General features: G+C 56.0%; 6 protein-coding genes, 1 tRNA gene and 1 pseudogene. 6 read left to right on the top strand and 2 right to left on the bottom strand.

Going from position 1 to position 7,235, the window contains the following annotated elements; genetic code table 11:
* From ACW14G_RS21565 to ACW14G_RS21545, 5 genes and pseudogenes are all read left to right on the top strand, one after another.
* A pseudogene (locus ACW14G_RS21565) lies at positions 1 to 917 on the top strand (ATP-dependent zinc metalloprotease FtsH); the annotation flags it as partial.
* Between the two features lie 94 nt (positions 918 to 1,011).
* Positions 1,012 to 1,860, top strand: a complete 849-nt coding sequence (gene folP / locus ACW14G_RS21560; RefSeq protein WP_163447789.1) for a dihydropteroate synthase — start codon at positions 1,012 to 1,014, stop codon at positions 1,858 to 1,860.
* Positions 1,853 to 3,190, top strand: a complete 1,338-nt coding sequence (gene glmM, locus ACW14G_RS21555; protein ID WP_163447790.1) for a phosphoglucosamine mutase — start codon at positions 1,853 to 1,855, stop codon at positions 3,188 to 3,190. The genes folP and glmM overlap by 8 nt, the downstream gene beginning before the upstream one ends.
* Before the next feature lie 226 nt (positions 3,191 to 3,416).
* The gene (gene secG, locus ACW14G_RS21550; RefSeq protein WP_064541957.1) at positions 3,417 to 3,749 is read left to right on the top strand and encodes a preprotein translocase subunit SecG; all 333 of its coding nucleotides are present in this window, start codon (positions 3,417 to 3,419) and stop codon (positions 3,747 to 3,749) included.
* A gap of 9 nt (positions 3,750 to 3,758) precedes the next feature.
* Positions 3,759 to 3,845, top strand: a tRNA-Leu gene (locus ACW14G_RS21545).
* 57 nt (positions 3,846 to 3,902) lie between these two features.
* On the opposite strand, the gene ACW14G_RS21540 is transcribed toward ACW14G_RS21545, so the two are convergent.
* Positions 3,903 to 4,439, bottom strand: coding sequence for a carboxymuconolactone decarboxylase family protein (locus ACW14G_RS21540; protein WP_249022693.1), 537 nt, complete (start codon positions 4,437 to 4,439; stop codon positions 3,903 to 3,905).
* A gap of 115 nt (positions 4,440 to 4,554) precedes the next feature.
* Here ACW14G_RS21540 and ACW14G_RS21535 point away from each other — a divergent pair, with 115 nt between their 5' ends.
* Entirely contained in the window at positions 4,555 to 5,460 is a 906-nt protein-coding gene (locus ACW14G_RS21535) for a cupin domain-containing protein (RefSeq protein WP_419057149.1), read from the top strand.
* Between the two features lie 63 nt (positions 5,461 to 5,523).
* Here the strand turns inward: ACW14G_RS21535 and argG are convergent, their stop codons facing one another.
* A complete protein-coding gene (gene argG, locus ACW14G_RS21530; protein ID WP_000207646.1) occupies positions 5,524 to 6,867 on the bottom strand; it encodes an argininosuccinate synthase in 1,344 nt (447 codons plus the stop codon).
* Between the last annotated feature and the right edge of the window lie 368 nt (positions 6,868 to 7,235).

The raw sequence follows: 7,235 nt of genomic DNA, 5'->3' as shown, positions 1-7,235 counted from the left end.
CGCCGGATATCGACGCGGCAATCATTGCTCGTGGTACCCCTGGCTTCTCCGGTGCAGATCTGGCGAACCTGGTGAACGAAGCGGCGCTGTTTGCTGCTCGTGGCAACAAGCGCGTTGTGTCGATGGTTGAGTTCGAAAAAGCGAAAGACAAAATCATGATGGGTGCGGAACGTCGCTCCATGGTGATGACGGAAGCGCAGAAAGAATCCACCGCGTACCACGAAGCGGGCCACGCGATTATCGGTCGCCTGGTGCCGGAACACGATCCGGTGCACAAAGTGACGATTATCCCACGCGGTCGTGCGCTGGGTGTGACCTTCTTCCTGCCTGAAGGCGACGCAATCAGCGCCAGCCGTCAGAAACTGGAAAGCCAGATCTCCACCCTGTACGGCGGTCGTCTGGCGGAAGAGATCATCTACGGTGCCGAACATGTTTCTACCGGGGCGTCGAACGATATTAAAGTCGCGACTAACCTGGCGCGTAACATGGTGACTCAGTGGGGCTTCTCCGACAAACTCGGTCCGCTGCTGTATGCGGAAGAAGAGGGCGAAGTATTCCTGGGCCGCTCTGTAGCCAAAGCGAAGCATATGTCCGATGAAACCGCGCGTATCATCGACCAGGAAGTGAAGGCGCTGATCGAACGTAACTACGGTCGTGCGCGTCAGTTGCTGAACGACAACATGGACATTCTGCACGCAATGAAAGATGCGCTCATGAAATATGAGACCATCGATGCGCCGCAGATTGACGACCTGATGGCTCGCCGCGACGTGCGTCCGCCAGCGGGTTGGGAAGAACCGGGTTCATCCAACAGCAACAACTCTGGCAGCACCGGCAAGCCGAGTGCACCACGTCCGGTTGATGAACCGCGCGCGCCGGACTCTGGCACCATGTCAGAGCAGCTGGGCGACAAATAAGTTCTCCCTCGTGGAAGACTGTGCATCATCTGAAACCCTGGGGCTTGCCCCGGGGTTTTTTATATTGAAGAAATAGATAACAAAAGGATTCGCTATGAAACTCACCGCCCAGGGCTCTATCCTGGATCTCTCTCATCCGCACGTGATGGGGATCCTCAACGTCACGCCGGACTCCTTTTCCGACGGCGGCACGCACAACACGCTGGTTGAGGCGGTGAAACATGCAAATCTGATGATTAACGCCGGGGCGACGATCGTCGACGTGGGGGGAGAGTCTACCCGTCCGGGCGCACTGGACGTCAGCGTTGAAGAAGAACTCGACCGTGTGATCCCGGTAGTGGAAGCCATCGCTCAGCGTTTTGAAGTGTGGATCTCCGTCGATACCTCTAAACCGGAAGTGATTCGTGAGTCCGCCCGCGCCGGCGCGCATATCATCAATGATATCCGTTCACTGAGTGAACCGGGCGCGCTGGAGGCGGCGGCCGAAACCGGACTTCCCGTTTCGCTGATGCACATGCAGGGCAATCCGAAAACCATGCAGGACGCGCCGAAATACGATGATGTCTTTGCTGAAGTGAACCGTTATTTCGTTGAACAAATTGCTCGCTGCGAGCGGGCGGGAATCTCAAAAGATAAATTGTTGCTCGACCCGGGGTTCGGTTTCGGTAAAAATCTCTCCCATAACTATGCATTACTGGCGCGTTTGTCAGAATTCCATCATTTCGGCCTGCCGCTGTTCGTGGGTATGTCGCGCAAATCGATGATTGGTCAGCTGCTAAACGTGGGGCCGTCGGAGCGCCTTAGCGGCAGCCTGGCGTGCGCGGTGATTGCTGCCATGCAGGGCGCGCATATTGTTCGCGTCCACGACGTCAAAGAAACTGTTGAAGCGATGCGTGTGGTTGAGGCCACCCTGTCTGCGAAGGGAAATAAACGTTATGAGTAATCGCAAATATTTTGGTACCGATGGGATCCGTGGTCGCGTAGGCGATGCGCCGATCACCCCTGATTTCGTCCTGAAGCTGGGTTGGGCGGCAGGCAAGGTGCTGGCAAGCCACGGCTCACGCAAAATCATCATCGGTAAAGACACCCGTATCTCTGGCTATATGTTGGAATCCGCGCTGGAAGCGGGTCTGGCGGCGGCGGGGTTGTCAGCCTCGTTCACCGGCCCAATGCCTACGCCTGCGGTCGCTTATCTGACTCGCACCTTCCGCGCCGAAGCTGGCATCGTTATCTCAGCATCGCATAACCCGTTTTATGACAACGGCATCAAGTTCTTCTCTATCGACGGCACCAAGCTGCCGGACGAAGTCGAAGAGGCGATTGAAGCCGAAATGGAAAAAGAAATCACCTGCGTGGACTCCGCCGAGCTGGGCAAAGCCAGCCGTATCGTTGACGCAGCGGGTCGCTACATTGAGTTCTGCAAAGGCACCTTCCCGAACGAACTGAGCCTGAATGGCCTGAAAGTGGTGGTCGACTGCGCCAACGGCGCGACCTACCATATCGCGCCGAACGTGCTGCGTGAGCTGGGCGCGACCGTTATTGCCATTGGCTGCGAGCCGAACGGCGTGAACATTAACGAAGAAGTGGGCGCCACTGACGTACGTGCGTTACAGGCTCGCGTACTGGCAGAAAAAGCCGATGTTGGCATCGCGCTCGACGGCGACGGCGACCGCGTCATCATGGTTGACCACCAGGGCCACAAGGTTGATGGCGACCAGATCATGTATATCATCGCCCGTGAAGCCCTGCGCCAGGGCCAACTGCGCGGCGGCGTGGTCGGCACTCTGATGAGCAACATGGGGCTGGAAGTGGCGCTTAAGCAGCTGGGTATTCCGTTTGCCCGGGCGAAAGTGGGCGATCGCTACGTGCTGGAAAAAATGCAGGAGAAAGGCTGGCGCATTGGCGCGGAAAACTCTGGCCACGTGATTCTGCTGGACAAAACCACCACCGGCGACGGTATTGTTGCCGGCCTGCAGGTGGTCGCCGCCATGGTGCGTAACCACATGAGCCTGCACGATCTGTGCAGCGGCATGAAAATGTTCCCGCAGGTGCTGGTCAACGTGCGTTACACCGATGGTAAATCCAACCCGCTGGAAAGCGATGCGGTGAAGACGGCGGCCCTTGAAGCGGAAGCCGCGATGGGTAACCGAGGCCGCGTGCTGCTGCGTAAATCCGGCACCGAGCCGCTGATTCGTGTGATGGTGGAAGGCGAAGACGAAGCGCAGGTCACAGAGCTTGCCCATCGTATTGCTGATGCGGTAAAAGCGGCTTAAGCCGTGACCTAAGTGACTAAAAAGGCGGCGCTTGCCGCCTTTTTATTGCAGACAATGCGTGGTTTTGCTGTTTTTTTCCGCAGTTGATACAATGTGTGGAAATTGCCCTTGCGAAGGTCATTCGCTTTGGTTAGTATTCACACCCGCTTCAGTGGGAAACTTAAATGTCCCGCTTAATTGGTCGAAGCACTTGGTACGCGGTGTCCCCGCAAGGAACAGGTTGATTATGTACGAAGCTCTTTTAGTTGTTTTCCTTATTGTAGCGATTGGCCTTGTGGTCCTCGTTATGCTGCAGCAAGGTAAAGGCGCTGATATGGGAGCCTCCTTTGGAGCAGGCGCTTCCGCTACACTGTTTGGTTCTAACGGTTCTGGTAACTTCATGACCCGTATGACTGCTGTGTTCGCGACGCTGTTCTTCATCATCAGTCTGGTTCTGGGCAACATCAACAGCAACAAGACCAATAAAGGAAGCGAGTGGGATAACCTGACTGCACCGAAGACTGAGCAAACCACTCAGCCAGCGGCTCCGGCTCAGCCGACCAGCGATATCCCGCACTAAGTATTCTGTACCGAGGTGGTGGAATTGGTAGACACGCTACCTTGAGGTGGTAGTGCCCTAACGGGCTTGTGGGTTCGAGTCCCATCCTCGGTACCAATATTCCGAAAGAAAGACGCTGAAAAGCGTCTTTTTTTTCGTCTGTAGAAAACGGGCCTAGTCGGCTTTCGGGAAATCAACGACCGTATCATTTACCCGGTTCACCATGTTGGTGAACAGAATCGCGCTGACGGCGCTGATAATCTCAATCACCTGCTGGTCGTTAAAACCGGCCTGCTTCAGCGCGGTGACGTCCGCTTCCGGCAGCGTGCCGGTGGTGCTCACCAGCGTTTGCGCGAATTTCACCAGCGCATCAAGTTGCGCGTCTTCCTTATAATCTCCTCGGCGCAGCGCGTGGATCTGCTCGCCGCTGAAGCCCGCTTTTTTCGCCATCAGCGTGTGGGCTGCCAGGCAGTAATCACAGCCGGTGGCTTCACTGACCGAGAGATTAATCGCCTCCAGTTCCCGGGCGCTCAGGCTGCCTTTATGCAGCATCGCATTGTGTGCCAGTGCCTGCTGTAACGCTGCCGGGGAGTGTCCGCCGATGGTCAGATAGGCATTTGGCACTTTGCCCATCGCTTTTTTGATCCCGCCAAAAATCTCAGCGGCTTTACCGGTGGCATCTTGTTCACGAATCTCTGCTAAACGGCTCATGGTTTACTCCTGTTGTTCGAGGGTTTGTTGTGGCATGGGGACATCTTAGGTCACGACGGCGTGGTAGACTGGCGCTCTTCGTCTCATCTTTTTGTCTTATCGTCTCAGGAGTCGTATGGACAGTCTTAGCCATCTCTTAATGTTGCTGGCGCCGCGCTGTGAAGTGAACTTGCACTGTCGCTTTGGCGGTCGCTGGCAGGCGGGACACAATCAGATGCGGGCTGGCGTGGTTCCCTGGCACTTTGTGCTCAGCGGCGAAGGGCGGTTAACCGTCGGCAAAGAGACACGGCAAATGCGGGCGGGCGATGTGATTATGCTGCCGCACGGCTCGCCGCATCTGATGGAAAGCCTGGTGGAGTGGGGACAGGTATTGCCGGTCGCTCATCGCTTTAACGGCACGCTAACCGAAATGCGTACCGGGTCCGACAGTGAAGCCCTGGAGATGCTATGCGGCGAGTTCTATTTTGGCCCGCACGTAAGCTGGCTGTTTGCGGAGGACATCGAACTGATTCATCTGCATACCGATGAACGTGAGGACTGCCCGGAGCTGGAAACACTGCTCAACGTGCTGGTTCGTGAAAGCCTGGCGGATCATCCCGGCGGCAGCGCTATCGTCCGAAGCCTCGGGGAAACGCTGCTGGTCCTGCTATTGCGAACGCTGCTAGGCGCGGAAGCACCGCCGGGCGGCCTGCTGAGGTTGATGAGCGATGAACGATTGATGCCTGCCGTACTCGCCGTGCTGGCGACGCCGGAACAGCCGTGGACGCTGGAGAGTATGGCGGCCAGAGCGTTTTTATCCCGCGCGACCTTCGCCCGTCATTTTGCCCGCGCCTATCATTTGACGCCGCAGGCCTGGTTAACGCAGTTACGAATGGCGTTGGCCGCTCGATTACTGCATGAGGACCGCCAGGCTCGCCTGGAGGTGATTGCTGAGCGCTGTGGTTTCCAGTCCCTGGCCTCATTCTCGAAAAGTTTTAAAAAGCACTACGGCCTGACGCCGGGCGAATGGCGGCGCCGTTAGTGACCGCCAACTCAAGGCACAAAAAAGGCCGCTTACGCGGCCTTTTGCATCAACGATGCGGGCTTATTTGCCTTTGTTTTCCAGATTCTCAACCTGCGGCAGACCGGTCGCGGAAGACGCGGTCAGCAGACCCGCTTTCGCGTAGCCGAACAGCTTCTCACGGGTATCGGTAATGTCCAGATTACGCATGGTCAATTGGCCAATACGATCGTCCGGTGAGAACACGGACTCGCCTTTCTCCATAGTCAGACGCTCAGCCTTATAGGTCAGGTTGTCAGACACGGTGTTCAGGATGGAGTAGTCGTTGCCGCGACGCAGTTCCAGCGTCACTTCACCGGTAATCTGGCTGGCGACCCAACGTTGCAGGCCGTCACGCAGCATCAGCGCCTGCGAGTCGAACCAGCGGCCCTGATACAGCAGTTTACCCAGCTGACGACCATGAGAATGATACTGTTCAATGGTGTCTTCGTTGTGAATACCGGTCAGCAGACGCTCGTAAGCGATGTGCAGCAGCGCCATCCCCGGGGCTTCATAGATGCCGCGGCTTTTCGCTTCAATGATACGGTTTTCGATCTGGTCGCTCATGCCCAGACCGTGACGGCCGCCGATGCGGTTCGCTTCCAGCATCATCTCAACATCATCGCTGAAGGTTTTACCGTTCAGGGCTACAGGGTGGCCCTGCTCGAAGCGGACGGTCACTTCTTCCGCCGGGATCTTCACGCTCTCGTCCCAGAACTTCACACCCATAATCGGGTTGACGATCTTGACGCTGGAGTTCAGGAACTCGAGGTCTTTCGCTTCGTGCGTCGCGCCCAACATGTTGGAGTCGGTGGAGTAGGCTTTTTCGACGGACATTTTGTAGTCGAAGCCGCAGGCGATCATAAATTCAGACATCTCATGACGGCCGCCCAGCTCATCGATAAAGTCGGTATCGAGCCATGGTTTGTAAATCTGCAGCTCGGCGTTGGTCAGCAGGCCATAACGATAGAAACGTTCAATATCGTTGCCTTTATAGGTGCTGCCGTCGCCCCAGATGTTCACGCCGTCTTCTTTCATGGCGGCAACCAGCATGGTGCCAGTCACAGCGCGGCCCAACGGGGTGGTATTAAAATAGGTCAGGCCGCCGGTGGTGTTGTGGAAGGCGCCACACTGAATCGCCGCGATGCCCTCGGCAACCAGCTGTTTACGGCAGTCGATCAAACGAGCGTTCTCTGCGCCATATTCCATAGCACGACGAGGAATCGCATCATAATCATCTTCGTCTGGCTGGCCCAGGTTTGCAGTATATGCATAAGGGACCGCGCCTTTTTGTCGCATCCACAGCAGCGCTGCGCTGGTGTCGAGACCGCCAGAGAAGGCGATACCAATACGTTGACCTGCCGGAAGATGCTTGAGAATCGTCGTCATAAAGTAAAACCCTGCGTGATTGACTGAAGGAGAAATCGCGTTTCGCTGTCAGTGAATTTTTATGCAAAATAAGTGAGTTTTCATTTAATCATGTTTTGTCATGGACCGGAAGGGATTCATGCATTTTTATTCAAAAAATCCGCGTCGGCAGCGAAGGTTACCAGCATTACCCTACCGCGATCTGCAGCGCATTTCTTCTGCATAGAATGTGAGGTTGACAAGCTGTGAGCCACATCACTATACTACAGGTCGATTTTACGTCCCGTCCTCGGTACCAAATCCCAGCATTATTTGCATTTTTTACTCAAAACGCGTAAAATTTGCCACGTTTCAGGCGCGGGGTGGAGCAGCCTGGTAGCTCGTCGGGC

The sequence above is a fragment of the Kluyvera sp. genome (genome assembly GCF_965301105.1).
This window is presented reverse-complemented; position numbering and strand designations above follow the sequence as displayed.